Annotated in this window: 16 protein-coding genes; 12 read left to right on the forward strand and 4 right to left on the reverse strand. The window is 37.6% G+C overall.

Features of this window, described 5'->3' with window-relative positions; genetic code table 11:
* Positions 1-38: 38 nt before the first annotated feature.
* A complete protein-coding gene (locus ACE1MS_RS00865; RefSeq protein ID WP_031418091.1) occupies positions 39-1,217 on the reverse strand; it encodes a serine-tRNA(Ala) deacylase AlaX in 1,179 nt (392 codons plus the stop codon).
* A 156-nt stretch (positions 1,218-1,373) separates the two neighbouring features.
* Here ACE1MS_RS00865 and ACE1MS_RS00870 point away from each other — a divergent pair, with 156 nt between their 5' ends.
* The 7 genes from ACE1MS_RS00870 (at position 1,374) to ACE1MS_RS00900 (ending at position 8,057) form a co-directional block, all read left to right on the forward strand.
* Complete coding sequence (locus tag ACE1MS_RS00870; RefSeq protein ID WP_031418093.1) at positions 1,374-1,661, forward strand: DUF6509 family protein; 288 nt, start codon at positions 1,374-1,376, stop codon at positions 1,659-1,661.
* Positions 1,662-1,915: 254 nt separating this feature from the next.
* Entirely contained in the window at positions 1,916-3,061 is a 1,146-nt protein-coding gene (locus tag ACE1MS_RS00875; RefSeq protein WP_031418095.1) for a VanZ family protein, read from the forward strand.
* 13 nt (positions 3,062-3,074) lie between these two features.
* Positions 3,075-4,409: an FAD-dependent oxidoreductase gene (locus tag ACE1MS_RS00880; protein WP_012292454.1), complete on the forward strand. Its 1,335-nt coding sequence runs from the start codon at positions 3,075-3,077 to the stop codon at positions 4,407-4,409.
* 17 nt (positions 4,410-4,426) lie between these two features.
* Positions 4,427-4,900 (forward strand): glutathione peroxidase, encoded by a 474-nt coding sequence (locus ACE1MS_RS00885; protein ID WP_198695995.1) that lies wholly within the window; start codon positions 4,427-4,429, stop codon positions 4,898-4,900.
* 173 nt (positions 4,901-5,073) lie between these two features.
* On the forward strand, positions 5,074-5,841 hold the full coding sequence (locus ACE1MS_RS00890; protein WP_031418101.1) for an ABC transporter ATP-binding protein: 768 nt from the start codon (positions 5,074-5,076) through the stop codon (positions 5,839-5,841).
* The gene (locus ACE1MS_RS00895; protein ID WP_447402640.1) at positions 5,828-7,696 is read left to right on the forward strand and encodes an FtsX-like permease family protein; all 1,869 of its coding nucleotides are present in this window, start codon (positions 5,828-5,830) and stop codon (positions 7,694-7,696) included. Before ACE1MS_RS00890 ends, ACE1MS_RS00895 begins: the two co-directional genes overlap by 14 nt.
* 1 nt (position 7,697) lies before the next feature.
* Entirely contained in the window at positions 7,698-8,057 is a 360-nt protein-coding gene (locus tag ACE1MS_RS00900; protein ID WP_012292458.1) for a YxeA family protein, read from the forward strand.
* 25 nt (positions 8,058-8,082) lie between these two features.
* Here the strand turns inward: ACE1MS_RS00900 and ACE1MS_RS00905 are convergent, their stop codons facing one another.
* Both ACE1MS_RS00905 and ACE1MS_RS00910 read right to left on the reverse strand, forming a co-directional pair.
* The gene (locus tag ACE1MS_RS00905) at positions 8,083-9,471 is read right to left on the reverse strand and encodes a sensor histidine kinase (RefSeq protein ID WP_031418102.1); all 1,389 of its coding nucleotides are present in this window, start codon (positions 9,469-9,471) and stop codon (positions 8,083-8,085) included.
* Positions 9,468-10,190: a response regulator transcription factor gene (locus ACE1MS_RS00910; RefSeq protein ID WP_012292460.1), complete on the reverse strand. Its 723-nt coding sequence runs from the start codon at positions 10,188-10,190 to the stop codon at positions 9,468-9,470. The genes ACE1MS_RS00905 and ACE1MS_RS00910 overlap by 4 nt, the downstream gene beginning before the upstream one ends.
* 215 nt (positions 10,191-10,405) lie before the next feature.
* Between ACE1MS_RS00910 and ACE1MS_RS00915 the strand changes: the two genes are divergently transcribed.
* The 4 genes from ACE1MS_RS00915 (at position 10,406) to ACE1MS_RS00930 (ending at position 14,905) form a co-directional block, all read left to right on the forward strand.
* On the forward strand, positions 10,406-11,020 hold the full coding sequence (locus ACE1MS_RS00915; RefSeq protein WP_031418105.1) for a PH domain-containing protein: 615 nt from the start codon (positions 10,406-10,408) through the stop codon (positions 11,018-11,020).
* Positions 11,021-11,141: 121 nt separating this feature from the next.
* Positions 11,142-12,497, forward strand: coding sequence for an acetamidase/formamidase family protein (locus tag ACE1MS_RS00920; protein ID WP_012292462.1), 1,356 nt, complete (start codon positions 11,142-11,144; stop codon positions 12,495-12,497).
* Between the two features lie 192 nt (positions 12,498-12,689).
* Positions 12,690-13,244: an HPP family protein gene (locus ACE1MS_RS00925; RefSeq protein WP_012292463.1), complete on the forward strand. Its 555-nt coding sequence runs from the start codon at positions 12,690-12,692 to the stop codon at positions 13,242-13,244.
* A gap of 215 nt (positions 13,245-13,459) precedes the next feature.
* Positions 13,460-14,905, forward strand: coding sequence for a hypothetical protein (locus ACE1MS_RS00930; protein WP_447402641.1), 1,446 nt, complete (start codon positions 13,460-13,462; stop codon positions 14,903-14,905).
* A 46-nt stretch (positions 14,906-14,951) separates the two neighbouring features.
* Here ACE1MS_RS00930 and ACE1MS_RS00935 read toward each other — a convergent pair whose 3' ends face one another.
* The gene (locus ACE1MS_RS00935) at positions 14,952-16,136 is read right to left on the reverse strand and encodes a CaiB/BaiF CoA transferase family protein (protein ID WP_197148725.1); all 1,185 of its coding nucleotides are present in this window, start codon (positions 16,134-16,136) and stop codon (positions 14,952-14,954) included.
* A gap of 486 nt (positions 16,137-16,622) precedes the next feature.
* Between ACE1MS_RS00935 and ACE1MS_RS00940 the strand changes: the two genes are divergently transcribed.
* Positions 16,623-18,185, forward strand: a complete 1,563-nt coding sequence (locus tag ACE1MS_RS00940; RefSeq protein WP_031418108.1) for a sensor domain-containing diguanylate cyclase — start codon at positions 16,623-16,625, stop codon at positions 18,183-18,185.
* The last annotated feature ends 195 nt before the right edge of the window (positions 18,186-18,380 follow it).

Below are 18,380 nucleotides of genomic sequence, written 5' to 3' on the forward strand. Positions count from 1 at the left end.
GCTGTCCAATTTTGGCAGCTCCTCTTTGGTTAGCGGGCTTAAATGTTTTGTATAGCTTCTAAAAGTTCTTCTTTAGAAATAATACATTCACCGCCTCCTTGTACCATTTGATCGCTTCCACCACCCTTACCATTAATGAGCGGTAATGCCTTTTCAGCAATAGCCTTCATGCTTTTAGATACATTTTTCCCTCTAGCTGCAACGAACTGTAGCTTGCCTTCACTTTCAGAAACAAGCAAAGTGATCATGTCGTCATGTTCAGAAACAATGGTACGAGCTAATTTTTGTAGTTCTTGCATAGTTCGTTGTTGAAAAGCAGCCGTCACAAGATTTCCGCTATTTGAAACGAGTGCTTTTGCTTCGTAGGTTAATAGCTCCTCTTTGGCTGCAACAAGTGCTCTTTCTGTATGTTTCTGAGCGCTTAGTATTTTAGTGAGGGCTGTAGCAGCTTCTACTTCAGGAACGCTTAGCTGGCGAGCTACATCGCCTAATACTTTTTTACGCATAGCAAGTTCATGCAAAACACGTTGTCCACAAACAAATGATACGCGAACATTGCCCTTCATTTTTTCAGTACCTAGAATTTTTATGGCATTGACCTGCCCAGTAGATGTTGGATGAGTGCCACCACAGCCGTTGTAATCATAGTTAGGAATGATAACAAGTCGAATATCTCCGGCCACTGCAACCTCTTTACGCAGATGATAATGGACCAGTTCATTTTCTGTAATCCATGTAGTTTCAATTGGACGATTTTCCAAAATGACTTCATTAGCTCGTGCTTCGGCTGCAGCAAGCTGTTGTTCCGTCAAAGTATCGACAGCAATATCAATTGTGACGTGCTCGCTTCCTAAATGAAAACTAACCGTCTGAGCATCAAAAAGTTCTACAAATGCGGCTGTTAAAATATGCTGACCAGCATGTTGCTGCATATGGTCGAATCGTCTAGACCAATTTAATGTGCCGTGCACAATGCCTTTCAACTCCGATATATCACCCTGCATGTAATGACGAATCTCTTCTCCGTTTTTCTCTACATCTATGACGTCAATTCCATTCAATGTTCCAGTATCATGGGGTTGTCCTCCGCCAGTTGGATAAAATGCAGTATTAGATAATACAACATAATGACGACCTAATTCGTCGATTTCTTTACTAACAATATGAGCATCAAACTCACGTAACATAACGTCCTGATAATATAATAAATTTTTCAAGAAAAAGCCTCCTTTTATGTAGATACGGTTTATGCAGGGTTGATTCCATTTTATTTTGGCATAATTACTTACAGGTGTATATGGCTTTTCTAGTTGACCCATGCTGAAATTGATTTAATATAGAAAGGAACAGCTAAAGATAAAGGAGCTAGTATGATGGAAATTACACAATTCTCAATGGAAGAAATTTTAGACCCAACCAATATTATGGAAGGGAAGCGGTACGAATTTATTTTAGATATTGAAATTGATGAAGAAGATGAGCTATATCACGAAGCAGGTATTGAAATTCGTGTTCTCATTGGTGAAAAGGCAGAGGAGCCCTATATTTTAAACTACTTCATAATGGAAAAGGCAGAGGGTGAATACTTAGATTTTGCTCTAGAGGATGATGAGCTAGAAGAAATTTTAGTATTTTGTAAAGAGGAAATAGCAAAGGCATAGAACGAAACAGGTAGAGAGTATATTCTTTACCTGTTTTTTTATTTTGATGAAGTAGAGGCCTTTATCTTCCAGAATGCTTTATGGACAATGGATTTATGTTGGTGTGATTAACATCGCACTAATCAAAAATCTGGGGTGAAGGGACGGACTTAAGGATAATGTAAGCTTATTGATATATTCTCGTAGAGTGAGGGAATTAAACTGAGTTTTAGGTTTCATCAATTCGGGCAATTTAAATAGAGAGGTGCTTATCTATGTCAACTTACACGCAATCCATTCTTATTGCATTTTTTATAACGATTATTTTATCATTTGTTCTTTTTATTCCATGGCTTATTTATACGTATCGAAAATATAGTTATTTGTCTATGTCTAAAACCATTATTATGTTCTCCTTTATTTTTTACTTTTTATCTGCACTTTGTTTAGTATTACTTCCGTTCCCATCTACAAGGGATACTTGCTCACTTCAATCGCCAGATACAGTCCATACAAATTTACGACTATTTCAATTTATTGAGGATATTTTAAAGGGTAGTGGTGTTGTCTTAACCAGTCCATCGACATGGCTTGTTATCACGAAACAGCAAGCATTTTATCAAGCGTTTTTTAATTTCTTATTATTGATGCCATTTGGTGTGTACTTACGATATTTTCTTCAAGAAAGAAGGTACTGGAAACGTGCATTTTTATTAAGCTTTTTGCTAACATTGTTTTATGAGATCACACAAAGAACAGGTATTTATGGCATTTTTAATTGTGCCTATCGCATATTTGATGTGGATGATTTATTGCTAAACAGTGTAGGTGCATTACTAGGTTTCTTTTTAGCTCCTATCGTGTGGGCACTATTTCCTTCTCATGAAGAAGTCGAGGCTAAAGCTGCTGAAATGGAAAAAAGTGATATTGTAAAACCAATATCTGTTTTACTGGCATTAGTCATTGATTTATTTATAGTTCAGGTGATTTGGTTCATTATTGGCACTCTAACTGGGTATAGTGGCACTTTCGAATTCTTAGTCATTATTGCACTATATATGGCCATCTTTGGCTTCATACCAAGTTTAATGAATGGCGCAACATTGGGTATGAAAATTATGCGCTTTACAATGGTCAATAAGAAAGGCAAAAGTATTGTAAGACAATCCTGGAAACGCTGTATAGCAATTGTTGCTACAGTATTGCTATCTGAAGCCATTACAACGGTCGGTAACATTCAATTAGATATGGATTCACCATTCTATGTTCTGCAAATTGTCATTTCTTTACTAGCCTCATTAGGAGGTTTTGCACTTACAATGATAATAGCTATTCATGTTATACGCGTCATTGTAAGCGGAGGAAAGCGTCGTTTGTATATCGATCAATATGCTGATTTGATGGCAACAAAGAAAAAATAAGGGGGCAAGTGGAATGAAATACGTCATCATTGGGGGAGATGCTGCAGGTATGTCTGCAGCTATGGAGATCTATCGTAATGTACCAGGAGCGGAAATAACGACTTTAGAACGTGGTTTTATTTATTCATATGGACAATGTGGATTGCCGTATGTTGTAGATGGTCGTATTTCATCAACCAAACGCTTGATTGCAAGAGATGTTGAAACTTTTCGGGGTAAATATGGCATCGATGCACGAGTAGGCTATGAGGTGGAAAAGGTAGATATAGAGAATAAGGTTGTTTCAGGTATACAGGCAAGTGGCGAAGTATTCGAGATTTCCTATGATAAGCTGCTTATAGCAACAGGGGCCGACCCAGTTGTACCTGTCAGAAGTGGAGTCAATCTAGAAGGAATCCACACCGTCAAAACAATCCCTCAGTTAGAAGATTTAATGGCTGATTTAACACCTGATATTGAACAGGTAACTATTATCGGCGGGGGCTATATCGGATTAGAAATGGCTGAAACATTACAAACCTGTGGGAAAAAGGTAAGACTTGTTCAACGAGGAAGCCATGTGGCAAAGATTTTAGATGAAGAGCTTGCTCAACATGTTCATGAAGAAGCAAAAAAGAACAATGTAGAGCTTTTATTAAATACAGATGTAGAAGCATTTGAAGGAAATAAACGAGTTGAACGGGTCATCACAAATAATGGCATCTTAGAAACAGATTTAGTCATTGTTGCTTCAGGTATTAGACCAAATACAAAGTTTTTAGAAGGCACTGGTATAGCTTTTGCAAAAAATGGGGCAATTATCGTCAATCGTCATTTAGAAACTTCCGTAGAGAATGTTTATGCGGCAGGAGATTGTGCCACTCATTTTAACATTGTGAAGGAGCGTATAGATTATATTCCTTTGGGAACAACTGCCAATAAACAGGGCAGGCTAGCAGGACTTAATATGTCTGGAAAGTTTGCACCGTTTAGAGGGATTGTCGGGACATCTATTTTAAAATTTTTCAACTTAACAATTGCTACAACTGGCATAAATGAACGCCATGCAAAAGAGCTTGGCTTTGATTACGAGGCCTTTAAATTATCAGCTCGCCATATTGCGGGCTATTATCCAGGTGCACAACGTATGTATATTAAGGTAGTTGTACGTAAACGAGATCAGTTGCTATTGGGTGCACAAATTGTTGGGCCAGCTGGTGTTGATAAGCGTATTGATGTGTTTGCAACGGCATTGTATAGTAAAATGACATTACCTGATTTGCTAGACTTAGATTTAGCTTATGCACCACCATTTAACGGTGTGTGGGATCCTTTACAGCAGGTAGCGAGAATGAATGGACGTTTATAAATAGGAGGTATAGAGCAATGAGTATTTATGATATTAACGTGACTTTAGAAGATGGTACTGACTATAGCCTAGAGCGATATAAAGGGAAGCCAATGTTAATTGTCAATACTGCTTCAAAATGTGGCTTTACACCACAATTCGAAGAATTAGAAGGTCTCTTTGAAAAATATCAGGATGAAGGTCTTGTTGTACTAGGTTTCCCGTCCAATCAATTCAAGCAAGAGCTGGCCACTGCTGAAGAAGCTGCTTCACAATGTCGGCTGGAATATGGGGTAACCTTCCCGATGCATAAAATCGTTAAGGTGAATGGTAAGGAAGCGCATCCGATTTTTGATTATCTCACTTCTCATTCTAAAGGGTTTTTAAGCAAAAGCATTAAATGGAATTTCACCAAATTCTTAGTGAATCGAGATGGCGAGGTTGTTGGACGCTACGCATCGGCAGATAAACCAAGTAGTTTTGAAGATGATATTAAAAAAGTTTTAGCATAATAGTTAGAAGGATTCATGCACAGACTGTGTATGAATCTTTTTTTATTAATTAAAGCAGTAAAAACACGTTCATTGATTGAGAATAGATGATTTAAGGTTGCTGTAAGCTTACGACAATTTTGCTGTAAGTTTGAGGGCGTATACTAAAGTCAGAAAGAAGAGGAGGAGCGTATATGACGCCATTATTAAGGGTACAAAACGTTGAGAAAACATACGGCAAGGGCGCTAATACTTTTACAGCGTTATCTAATATATCATTTGAAGTAAAAAAAGGTGAATTTGTGGGCGTAATGGGTCCTTCAGGGGCTGGGAAATCTACGCTTCTCAATGTGTTAGCTACAATCGATACACCAACGACTGGTGAAATAATTATCGGTGATACGAACTTAGCACGTATGAAAGATGCTGAATTAGCGGATTTTCGTCGTGATAACTTAGGATTTATATTCCAAGACTATAACTTACTTGATTCTTTGACAGTACGAGAAAATATAGTTTTGCCACTGGCTATTGCAAAGATGCCAACAAAGGCTATTAGCGCTAGAGTCGACCGTATTGCTTCATTGTTCGGCATTAGTGATTTACTAGATAAATATCCTTATCAAATATCGGGTGGACAAAAACAACGTACAGCTTCGTCACGCGCGTTAGTAACAGAGCCAAAATTAATCTTTGCTGATGAGCCTACGGGTGCACTTGATTCAAAATCAGCAACTGATTTGCTGGAAAGCTTAAGTGACTTAAATCAATCTCAGGCAGCTACCATTATGATGGTTACCCATGATGCTTTTGCAGCGAGTTTCTGTCAGCGAATATTATTTATTCAGGATGGGCAGTTATCCAAGGAAATTCATCGTGGGACTCTAACAAGGAAACAATTTTTCCAAGAGATCTTACAGGTGCTGTCAAGCATCGGGGGTGGAGTAAATGACGTTATTTAGTTTAGCGCGTAAAAATATTCAGCGTAATTTGTCCAACTATTTTTTATATATTGCCTCGATGGTATTTAGTATCGTCATTTATTTTACATTTGTGACATTGAAATATAATGATGATCTTTCAGCCTTAAAACAATCCTCTCAGCAAATTAAAGGGTTGATGAGTGCATCGTCTGTAGTCTTATTGTTCTTCATTGTCATCTTTATGGCATATTCGAATTCATTTTTTATGAAGAAACGAAAAAAGGAAGTAGCACTCTATTCACTATTAGGCGTGCGAAAGCAAAAGATCGGCCTCTTGCTCTTCTTTGAGAATCTAGTCATTGGGTTAGTCTCTCTAGTATTGGGGATCGTTTTAGGATTCTTTATGTCACAAGGTTTGTTAATGATATTAGTCCGACTCATGGGGTATGAAATTGTTGGAAACCTGACATTTTCGATAGAGGCACTGGTGAATACAACAGTCATTTTTACAGTATTGTTTTTATTCACGTCGTTACAAGGCTATCGTGTTATTTATCAATTCAAATTGATTGACTTATTTCATGCAGAAAAACAGGGTGAACAAATTCCCCGTGCCTCTTTAGTAGCTGCGGTTTTAGGAACTGCACTCATCGCATTTGGATATTATACAGCTGCGTCTGATATGTTTACGAGTGAAATTTGGCGATTCTTCACGGTTTTAGGTACGCCACTAATGGTCATTGGCGTAACGATCGTGGGGACATATCTTTTATTCCATAGTGTAAGTGTTTTTGTGTTAACAGCTTTAAAAAGAGCCACATCTTGGTCTTGGAAAGGTTTAAATTTAATTGGGGTTTCTCAGTTATTGTATCGTATTCGCGCAAATGCTAAATCATTGTCGATTATTGCCATTTTAAGTGCCACGACAATTACAGCAGGCGGTGGCGTTTTCGGTATGTATTATAATGCAGAAGCAACTGTACGTCAGATGCTGCCAAATACATTTATGTGGAAAGGCGATCCCGTTGATTTTTCACAGAAAGACGTTATCTATAATGAATCACTGTCTGTGAAAAACTTACGTGTCGATAATGAATTTTCATTTTTCGAATATACATTACTTAAGGAATCTGATTATAATCGTTTAGCAAAATTACAAGGTAAGGATCAAAACTTGCATATTGCTGATGGATCGACGGTGTTGCTGGATGCCGCATATGATGAAAGATTTTCGCATGATTTTACTGGGGAAAACTTTAAGTTAAAGAATGGTGATTATTTCCATGTAGAAAAAATGTACACAGAGAGCGTTCTAAACTTTATTCCTGCGGGAACGGTACTTGTCGTGAATGATCAAGAGTTTGCTGCGACTAATGCAGAAGAGATAAAGATGCAGGCTATTGGATTAGACAATGATTTGAAACAACAGGTCGTTTCACAAGACATTATCAAGCAATTGTCGACAGAACAACAAGAATCCTTCTCTAGTGTTCCTCAAAGCTATGAGGATAGTATAGCAACTGTAGGAGCATTACTGTTTGTGGGTAGCTTCCTTGGACTAGTTTTTCTAGCGGCAACCGGTAGTATAATTTATTTCAAAATTTTAACGGAAGCTGAGGAAGATCAGGCGAAATATGCGATTTTAAATAAAATTGGTGTCAACAGTAAGCAAATTTTAAAGACTGTAGCAGGACAAGTAGCTGTTATCTTTAGTGCACCACTTATCGTAGGTATTGTGCATAGTGCATTTGCGTTACTAGCATTTTCACAGTTATTTGGTATGAATATTACGAAGCCAGTAATATTATGGATGATTGCATATTCAGCTATTTATTTCATCTATTATATTTTTACTGTACGTTCGTTCTACAAAATTGTAAGACAGGGGAATTAATATGAAAAAAGTATTTTTTGGAATAGGTGCATTGCTTATCTTATTCGTAGCAGGGTTAGTTGTATTGATGACTGTAGACTTTAACCGTTTAAATAAAGACACTTACTATGTCCATATCACGGCTGATGGTGAGGTAGAGGAGTATAAGGCAAGTAACGGTGAAATTTTTAAAATGTATTGGTATGAGCTTCCTGCCTACAATAAAAATGGCAAAGAAAAGACATTAAAGTTCTCAGCTCATAAAAATTTACGCCATGATGCTTATTTAAAGCTTTATGTTAAAAAAGAGACGGAAGTCACTTCCTATGATGAGGTGAAATTCCACGAGGTACCTAATAAAGCGCAAGATCAAATGAAATAGCTAAAAGGAGCATCCACTAGTCAAACTAGTGCTGCTCCTTTTTTAAATTAATGGAAACGATTGTACCCTTTCCTTTTTCAGAGGTTATAGTAACAAAACCTCCATGGGCCTCAATAATATCTCTAGCAATGGCGGTCCCTAAGCCAGTACCAGCCGTATTGTCGGTATTGGTGCCGCGGTAATAGCGCTCAAAAATATGCTCTAAATCCTCTGAGGAGATACCCTTTCCATTATCTGCTATCGTAATGGAATCTTTATCGACAGACACATGGACAGATACATCAGGAGTATTATGAAGCAGGGCGTTGTGTAAAAAGTTTATGATCGCTCTGCGCATAAAATGTTCGTCAATGAGCTGGTGATGGTTCTCTGAGATTGCTTCAAAGTCTATATTGGCAAGTTCAAACTGTGGTGTATTTAATGTATCAATTACAATTTCCCGAATAAATGGCACCATGTTCACTTCTTTTAAAGTGAGTGGGAGCTGCTGATGTCTTAAGCGCATCGTTAAATTTAAGTCATCAAGCAGATTTTGCATATGCAATGACTGTTTCTCGATAATTTGTGCATACTCGGCCTTTTCTTGAGAGGTGAGTGTCTCGTCATCTAAAAGCTCTGCATATCCCCGAATAGAGGCAAGCGGTGTTTTCATATCATGAGAGACATTGCTAATCCATTCCTCGCGCATCAGTTCAAGACGCTTGCGTTCCTGCTCATGTGCAGCGAGTTCCCTGGATACTTCATTTAAATTTTCAAAAACAGTTTTATATACACCACCAGGCGTTTTAACTGGCTGATGCTCATGATTTTTTAAATGACGAATGCGTTCGATCAAGGCATAGAGAGGCGTCGTTAGCGTACGACCAAATAGCCAGCCGACCAATGCAGCGACTATTAAATCAGCAATAACAATGAATAACCCGAATTTACCAACAAACTGTAAAAAAGAGGTGCCAGAAATATGCATGACTAATCTCTCAACTTCACTCCCTTTTACACCAACTAGATAACTAATCTCATCCTTGACTCCTACATAAACCGTCGTATCAGCATCAAATTCTTTATATTTGTACACTTGTATCAAATCAACGGGTGCGTAATGGGAAGGTGCTTCCTCTGGGGCAAAATGAGAATCAATGACTTGACCATTCACATCAAGTAATTGAATCCAAGCATTTCGCATATGCAACTGTTCTAGTCCTTCTGCACTTATGGAGGTTTCGCCATTTTCTATTTCAATGTACTGCTGAAAATTCCGTACGAAGTCCTCTTCTTTCGATTCAGTCGCTCTATCAGAATCATTATTAAGTTTATACGACAGGAGACCAATGAGAATGGCCGTATTGACGAAAATAACGATGATCACAATGGATAGAACAGAAAAGAGAAAGCGAGCAGTCAATTTCCACTTCATTCTTGCGCCTCTTTTGGTATGACAAACTTATACCCAAGACCTTTTACAGTGGTGATAAAAATAGGTTTAGAGGCATCCTGCTCAATTTTTTCTCGCAAACGTCGAATATGCACCATGACAGTATTATCAGAACCGAAAAAATCTTCTCCCCAAACACGCTCAAAAAGGGTTTCTTTACTTAAAATGCGATGAGGATTGTGCATAAAACATGCCATTAAACCAATTTCCTTAGCTGTTAACTCCAATAAAATCCCATCCTTGTGGACTTCTGTTTCGTCAGCGTTTAGCTGGAAGGGTCCAACTTGTATTGTTTTTTCTGCCATGCCTGAAGTTGTTTCGTGTGTTTGATAACCAACTCTACGTAACTGTGCCTTCACACGATAGGCAACTTCCTTAGGACTAAATGGTTTTGTAATATAATCGTCGCCTCCGATGGCAAGCCCTAAAATTTTATCAATTTCTTCATTTTTAGCAGACATAAAAAGCACAGGTACATGCGATATTTCGCGAATGCGTCTACATAAATCATAGCCTTCCCCATCAGGAAGCATGACATCTAGAAGCACAATATCTGGACTTGTTTGCTGAAAGCTTGTCCAAGCATCGTGAATGGAGCCGGCTGTATAAATTTGTTTATAGCCTTCTTTTTGTAGGCTTACCTTTAGAAGATTAGCTAAATCTGCCTCATCATCCACTACTAATATGGTTGGCTCTTGCATTATTCACACACCCTTTCTTATGATGAATACTTTCTTTTCGAAAGAATCCTTATATGTTATGAAAATCATTATAAATGAAATGTACTGGAAAGAGGAAATGAAGTATTACTAATAAAAGCCCTTGTATACTTACATTTAAAAATTGAAGATGGAGAAGTGAAACCTTTACAGCTACTAAACGTAAAAAGAGTATAGACAAATGAGGAGGAATGGCAATGTTTAAAAAAATAGCTGCCGATGCATTAGGATTATCTGATATTGGAGTAGTCGTTCAAAGAGAAGACTATGATAAAACTGATGCTGATGATTTTATACTACATGAAATAGATGAAAAAATTTACTTTTTAATTAAAACAAAGGCAGATGAATACTGCTTTACAAATCGTGCTATTCTCCATGTAGATGGCGAAAGCGCTATGAGTAAGAAACGATTACTACGTCGCTATGATTATTCTATGTTCGCCATTACAGATGTTTTTCTCGAAACAGCAGGAACAATTGACCTTGATGTCGAAATTAAGTTTACAATCGGTAATTCTCCACTTTCCATCGACATTCATAAACGCTTTATTGATGACATTAAAGATTTATATAAAGCGCTACATGCGATTAGCTACGAACAAAAGAACAATGCCTATAAGTTAGAAGTAGCAGAAAAAAGCTTACATATTGCTTCTTCATCACTTGGACGAATTGGCAATGATAATATTTCTCCGTCCGCATCATTTGAGGCAATTACCCGCTTTGCAAATACTTGGATGATTGATCATAAAGATCAGTACAAAAAAGAAGATTTCTCACATATTTTTGATTTATATATGAATAATTAACGGTTCAAAGTAGTTTTGCCTGCTACTGAAAGAAGAAAAAAATAGCTCTCTGCAAATGTGGAGAGCGTTTTTTTACATATAACTTCATACATAAAAAGACAAACTAGGAGCGTGACGAAAAATGACAAACGAATTGCATGTGCTTGACAAAGAGGGACTAGAAAGTGACTTTATACAGCAACCGCAAGCCGCTGAGACATTGTTCGTAAATGAGTTCATAGATGGTATTTTAGATCCTTCACAAGAAATGCTTGGACCAGTTAAAGATGGTGGAACAATCATTGCCAATACTACACCTGGATGCTGGGGACCCATGCTAACACCAACTATACGTGGTGGACATGAAGTAACGAAGCCCGTTTTTGTGGAGGGGGCTGAGGTGGGTGACGCGATTGTCATAAAAATTAAGTCTATTCAGGTTACTTCAATGGCCACTTCCTCTGGTCACGATGAGCCCATCACAGATCGCTTTATTGGTGATCCGTTTGTTTCCGTAAAATGTCCAGGTTGTGGCAAGCTCCATCCAAGCACTGTTGTTAAAGGTATAGGACCTCAAGCAATTCGCTGTTCGACATGTGATACAGATACGGCACCATTCAACATGACTAATGGCTACACAATGGCGTTTGATCATAAAGGACATATAGGTGTAACGGTTGGACGAGAGGGTGCCCGTCGTATTGCTCTTGATGCCAAAAATTACATGAGAACGCCCGAAAACTCTATTCAAAATCCTGTTGTAGCATTGGCACCAAGTGACATAGTAGGTGTCATGGCTAGAATGCGTCCATTTTTAGGTCAGCTTGGTACAACCCCTTCAAAGGCAATGCCCGATTCTCATAATGCAGGTGATTTCGGTTCATTCTTAATTGGGGCACCACATGAGTATGCCTTCACACAGGATGAATTGGATTTACATCGTACCGATGGACATATGGATATTAGCAGAGTTCGTGAAGGTGCAACGATTATTTGCCCTGTAAAAGTTCCTGGTGGCGGCATATACATTGGAGATATGCATGCTATGCAGGGAGATGGTGAAATTGCAGGACATACAACTGATGTAGCAGGGATTGTACAGCTTCAAGTTCATGTCTTGAAGAAAGTAGCATTGGAAGGCCCTGTGTTACTACCAAATGAGGAAGATTTACCATATACAGCAAAGCCATTTACAAAGGAAGAAAAACGTCGTGCACGCGAGCTAGCAGAGGAATTCGGTGTAAAACAGATAGAAGAGGCTTTACCCGTATCAATAGTTGGTACTGGCAAAACGTTAAATGAGGCAACTGATAATGCTATTCGCCGTGCATCCAAGCTATTTGAATTACCTGAATCAGAAGTATTGAATAGAGCAACCATCACAGGCTCTATAGAAATTGGTCGTCATCCAGGAGTAGTCACAGCAACTTTCCAAGTACCTAAAACGATACTGAAAAAGGTTCGAATTTTTAAAACGGTGAAAAAACAATACGATTAAAGAATCAATTTGTATGAAGGCAAACTTTCAAGGGTTTGCTTTTTTTGTATGAGTTGTGAGTAGAAAAAGTGAGTATTTGTCGGAAATTTGAAGTTAGAATTGAAATCTTATGATGGGTTGATATAATGATAAAAGTTTAATGTCCACCAAGGTGTAAGTATTAAAATAGAGAAATAGTAAAGTCGGTGCTGAATGTCAGAATTAGTGCGAATAGGAAATAAAATTGAAAAAAAGAATATCGTTAAGCCCTTTCTTTTAAAGATGAAGGGAGGCGGACATGCACCTTCTCGAACAAATTTTGCTGATGCCTTTACAGGAGCGGTAGGAGGCCTAATCTGTATTTTTGTATTGCTTTTGTTAACAAATTATACAGATGCCCCTTGGTTAATGGCATCTCTTGGGGGGAGCTGCGTTCTAGTATTTGTCGTTTGGAATGCGCCATTGTCTCAGCCTCGAAATATTATCGGTGGACATTTGGTTTCTGCATGTATTGGGCTAACGCTGTATTCAACATTAGGTTCGAATATATTGTCCATCAGCCTTGGCGTTGGTTTAACCATATTTTTCATGGCCCTCTTAGGCATTATCCATCCTCCTGCAGGTGCCAATCCTATCATTATTATTCTAGGAGGCTATAGCTGGAGTTACTTAATCCTGCCTGTATTAATTGGAGCAGTCATTATTGTTTTCTTTGGTTTGTTAATTAATAATTTAAGAGAAACACGAAAATATCCACAATTCTGGTGATTAAGATTCCATCTATGAAGTACTCACTTCATAGATGGATTTATTTATTTGCATGTGGCATACCACTATTTTTTTAGCATATGTTAGTTAAGATTTGTTATATTGAAGAAAGAGTGTTAAAAACATGTATTTTAAAGATAGGGGAAGATCTTTGTTGGTCGAACTTGATGGGAGGCTCCAATTGTATGCTGTTGGACTGTGATGAGCAATTATTCATGACATATAAACAAAGTAATGTAGAGGGTGCTGAAAATTTACTTGCAACATGGCTAGAGGCAGAGGTAGATCTGCAAGAAGATCCAAAAATACTTGGTACTTCGCTCTCACCTAAACTATTTTTAGTAAACGAAGAAATGGCTATGAATATTGCCTTTTCCACAGCACGTAAATACTGGGGCCGTGCATCAACAGAAATGCAAATGTATTTTGACAAGTACGGGTTAGATGCAAAATTTGTGAATGATCGGCTCAATGCCTTTTTTTACACACAAAAAGGAAAAGAAACTTTTTTTGAACAGCTTTTTGCTCAACATACAATAGATTTGGAACGGTTAATTTGGTTGGTTTTTGGGAAAAGAATGCAGATGGAAATGCCAGTGAATGAGCTACAGACAATTATGTTATATAAATTTCAAGATGAGTATTTAGTGCATATGATGTATAAGGAACATACACCATTTTGGCATTGGCTGTTCACAAAAAAAGTTTATTCACTTTTTATCCACAGACCTTTAGAACAGTTCACATTTCTTTATGAAATTATGGGACATTTCGAGCATTCTATGAAAATGAGCTGTGAACATGTGGATAACTTTGTGAATAACTATAAATTGATACTGGATAAGTGTATAACTCATGTGGATAAAAATAAATCTAGCTGTTTGGCTAAGAAACAGCTACGACTTTACCAAATTGTTACACATTATTGCTTATCGGAGGGTGATTATAAACGCGTCAAAGACTTTATTACTTCATTTGAAGCGGAATGGCGCTACTCCATGTATGCTTTAACCGAGAAGGAAAAAGTGTTAATTGCCTATATTTTATTTCATATAGCAAATAGAGAACAGCAAAGTGAAAAAGTTATATATTATGGTGAATATTTATTAGAGGATGAGCGCTTAAATAATTACGCTATTGAAATTCTATTGGAATATAAAGACCTTTTGCCAAATCGTAAACCTACACCACCAGCAATTATAAAAAATTATCAATTAAATTATTTAGAAAACTTATATGCGATTTTACTTGATCATTATGTAAAAGCGACACGCTATGAGGATGGCTTACTACTTTTAAAGGAGCATGTACTAGCGTCTAACAAAAAGATAAATACCTCTTTAGTACAAAAGAATTATAGCAGTGAACAACTAATTGCAATTGAGGCATACGTTCAACAGGATATTGCGCTACAGGTTAACAACTCATTACAGCATATTGGTTTGTCGGTAGAAGAGTGGCGACAGAATTATCGTCAACCGGAAGTACCTTACTATATCGTGGCACAGAGTGCATCCTGGCATATGTTAAATATTTTAAGGGTTTTATTTGTAACGGAGCAGTTTGAGCTTTTTGAGAAATTAATGGAAATCTATAAAAAATATTTATTAATTGATGATCATTTTGAAAATCTACGCGTATTTATTAGTGCCTATGTATAAAAAAAGTGTCTAATACGTCCTTTATCGACGGTATTAGACACTTTTTTTATTCCAAAACGCCTTTATCTTTCAAAGCCTTGATTTGTTCAGTACCATAGCCTAATGAACTTAGAATTTCCTCATTATGCTCACCTAGCTTAGCACCAACATGCTTATATTCTGGTTCAGAGCCATCAAATTTAAGAGGAGAAGCAATTTGTTGTTGTAATGTGCCATCCCCTTTAGGAATGGAAACAATCATTTCTCTTGCCTTTAGCTGCGGATGCTCGCAGGCTTCCGGGAATGTGAGAACAGGCTCCACACAACCTTCAAAATCTTCATTAAATACTTCTAGCCACTCCTCATACGTTTTCGATAAAAATGCATCATGAACAGCCTCTTTAAAGCGAATTTGTGTGTAGTAGGAATCATTGAAAGTATTATCAATCAATTCAGGAATATCGAGTGCTTCACAAAGCAATTTCCGAAATTGAGGCTCTAGACTACCGACTGAGAAGAAGCGACCATCCTTGGTTTTATAAAAATCATAGTAACTGCCACCGTTTAAAATTTCCTGTTCTGGCTGTGGTACACGTCCACCTCCAATAAAGGCAGAACCATACATAGCATTTAGTGAAAATACAGCATCTGTCATGCTAATATCAATGAATTGACCCACACCTGTTTTCTCACGATGAAGGGCAGCGGCCAATACCCCAATTGCAGCATGCATCGTTCCACCTGCAATATCAGCTAGCTGTATTCCCATAGAGACAGGCCTTTTATCTTTATGGCGTGAATAATCAAGGACACCTGCTAATGAAAGGTAATTATTATCATGTCCAGGTCGATTGCTATATGGTCCTGTTTGTCCATAGCCTGTAATCGCACAATAAATTACCCGTGGATTTATTTCTTTAAGCGCTTCGTAGCCGATCCCAAGTCGTTGCATCACCCCTGGTCGGAAACCTTCAATAATTACGTCATATTCTTGTACAAGAGATTTCACAATTTCAATAGCTTCCGATGATTTCAAATTGAGCGTGAGCGATTTTTTAGAGCGATTTAAATGCTGATGGATGTATGCTTCATGATCATCATCGTAAGGAGGCATGATTCTTGTTAAATCAACCCTTTTTGAAGATTCAACATGTATGACATCAGCTCCTAAATCAGCAAAAATCATTGTCGCCATTGGTCCTGGTAGTAATGCAGAAAAATCGAGAATTTTTAACCCCTTTAAAATACCCAAATCTTCCAACCCCTTTTTGTGTAGGCTACACGACCATGCAAGATGGTTGAGTAGCGCTTTTCTCATAATCCCAGTTATGCACAAACTGTAATAATACAGAATATTTAATTTTAATCAGTATTATAACAGAATGGAACTTCCCTTGCCTATGTTATTTTTATTATAGAATAAACAGTTCTACTTTTATATGTCAGAATAACAATAAAAGTAAAAAAATTCCGATTTTAGATGACTAATCAACTGTCAGATAATCGTTGTCAAATATCAGAAAATTTAGCAAAGGGGGATGGACTTGTTAGAGAGAGAAAGTTTACTGTATATCCATATTATTCACCTCTCATTATTGATACAATCCTAGAGATATGTTCTAGTGTTTAAGGGAAGGTGTTTCTTCAGGAATTTCCTTTTCTCAAGATGAGCTGTTGCTTATTATAGGCACTAATTGTTAAAAATTATAAACATACTAACACATTTAGGTGGGAAGTAATGAAATCACATCAATTAAAATTAAAGCATTTAATTATGGGAGTAGCTATGGCTGCATTCTTCTTTACAATCATAGGTAGTGTTTGGGGCGGGTACAGAATGAATGTTGACTCCATAAAGGAAAATACACTTGAAACAAATCATGTGTATGCGCAAAAATTGGCTTCAACCGCAGATGCCTATCTTCATGAAGCCTTTCAAATTTTAAGCTATAGTGCCAATCAAGTGAGCGAAAATTTAGGTGATGAGCAAATTTTAAATAGGGAAACAGACCGTCTCAGATTACAAAATGAAATGTTTAATTCAGTCGTCATAACAAATGCTGAAGGACTTGTCTTATCCGTATCACCTCCCTCCATTGAAATTAAAGGTGAGGTTTTAACATCTCTTGGCGCTCAAGAGGCATTAGCTAAAAAAATACCACTTGTTTCTAAGCCGTACGAAGCGATGACAGGGCGTCTTATTATTTTTATTTCCCATCCTATATTTTCAGCATCTAACGAGTATTTAGGGATGGTAGCAGGAACGATTTATCTAAAAGAACCAAATGCCTTTAAAACGTTATTAGGAGAACATTATAGTAAGGATGGCTCCTATGTATATGTTGTAGATTCAGATGGACGCGTTATCTATCATCAGGACCCAAGCCGTATCAATGATGTTGTCACAAAAAATAAAGTCGTTCAGGCTGTGATGTCTGGTAAGAGTGGGGTTCAAATCGTTGACAACACAAAAGGAGTGAAAATGCTTGCTGGTTTTAGTTCAGTGTCCTCCACAGGTTGGGGAGTTGTCGCGCAGAAGCCTTTAGAAGTAGCACTGGCTCCTTCCTTCGATAGAGTGCAGGAAGTTATTATTAAATCTGTACCGCTTATGATCGTTTCAGTTGTCATTGTACTTTGGGCAGCGGCTCGTATTGCTAATCCTTTACAACAATTAGCGATGTTAACAGAAGAAAGTCTCGATAAGAAAAATGTAGAAGGTTTAAAATCTGTCAGTGGTTGGTACTTTGAAGCCCATTCGTTAAAGTATGTCTTAATTCGTAGTCTATCGTTTTTACATGGACAGGTTACATTTTTCAAGGATCAATCAACTGTAGATCCATTAACGGGTGTTACCAATCGACGAACGATGGATGCTATGCTGGCGGAGTGGTTTGAGAATAGGGTACCACATGCCATCATTTTGCTAGATTTAGATCACTTTAAAAGCGTGAACGACACATACGGTCATGCTGTTGGCGATAAGGTCCTGCAGTTTTTAGCAAAACATATGCAATCTGTAGCGCGAGAAGGGGATGTATGCTGTCGTTATGGTGGTGAGGAATTTGTGATGCTTCTGCCAAACACAACAGTAATAGAGGCTGAGCAAGTAGCGGAACAATTACGGGGAAATTTAGCTGAGACGGATAGCCCTTGTGGTAGACCAGTAACATTATCCGCAGGTATAGCTTTATATCCTGAAATGGCAGCTACGCCCGAGACATTGATTGAAGCGGCGGATGGAGCCTTGTATGAAGCGAAACAAGCTGGACGTAATCAAGTTAAGGTTGCTGTAAAAAAATAAAGTAAAAATTAATTAAAATAAGCTTATATTTTTGATTTTGGGGTAATTGTTTAATGCAAACAACATTTGGGCAAGCTATTTGTAAGTCATTCGTCAAATGACTATAAATCCTGTTCAGATGATATGTAATTCGGGTCACATCTCTCGATCGACTTGACCAGACGTAAGGTTATCCCCCTTTCCCTTATGACACCA

The organism is Lysinibacillus sp. fkY74-1, assembly GCF_053165895.1.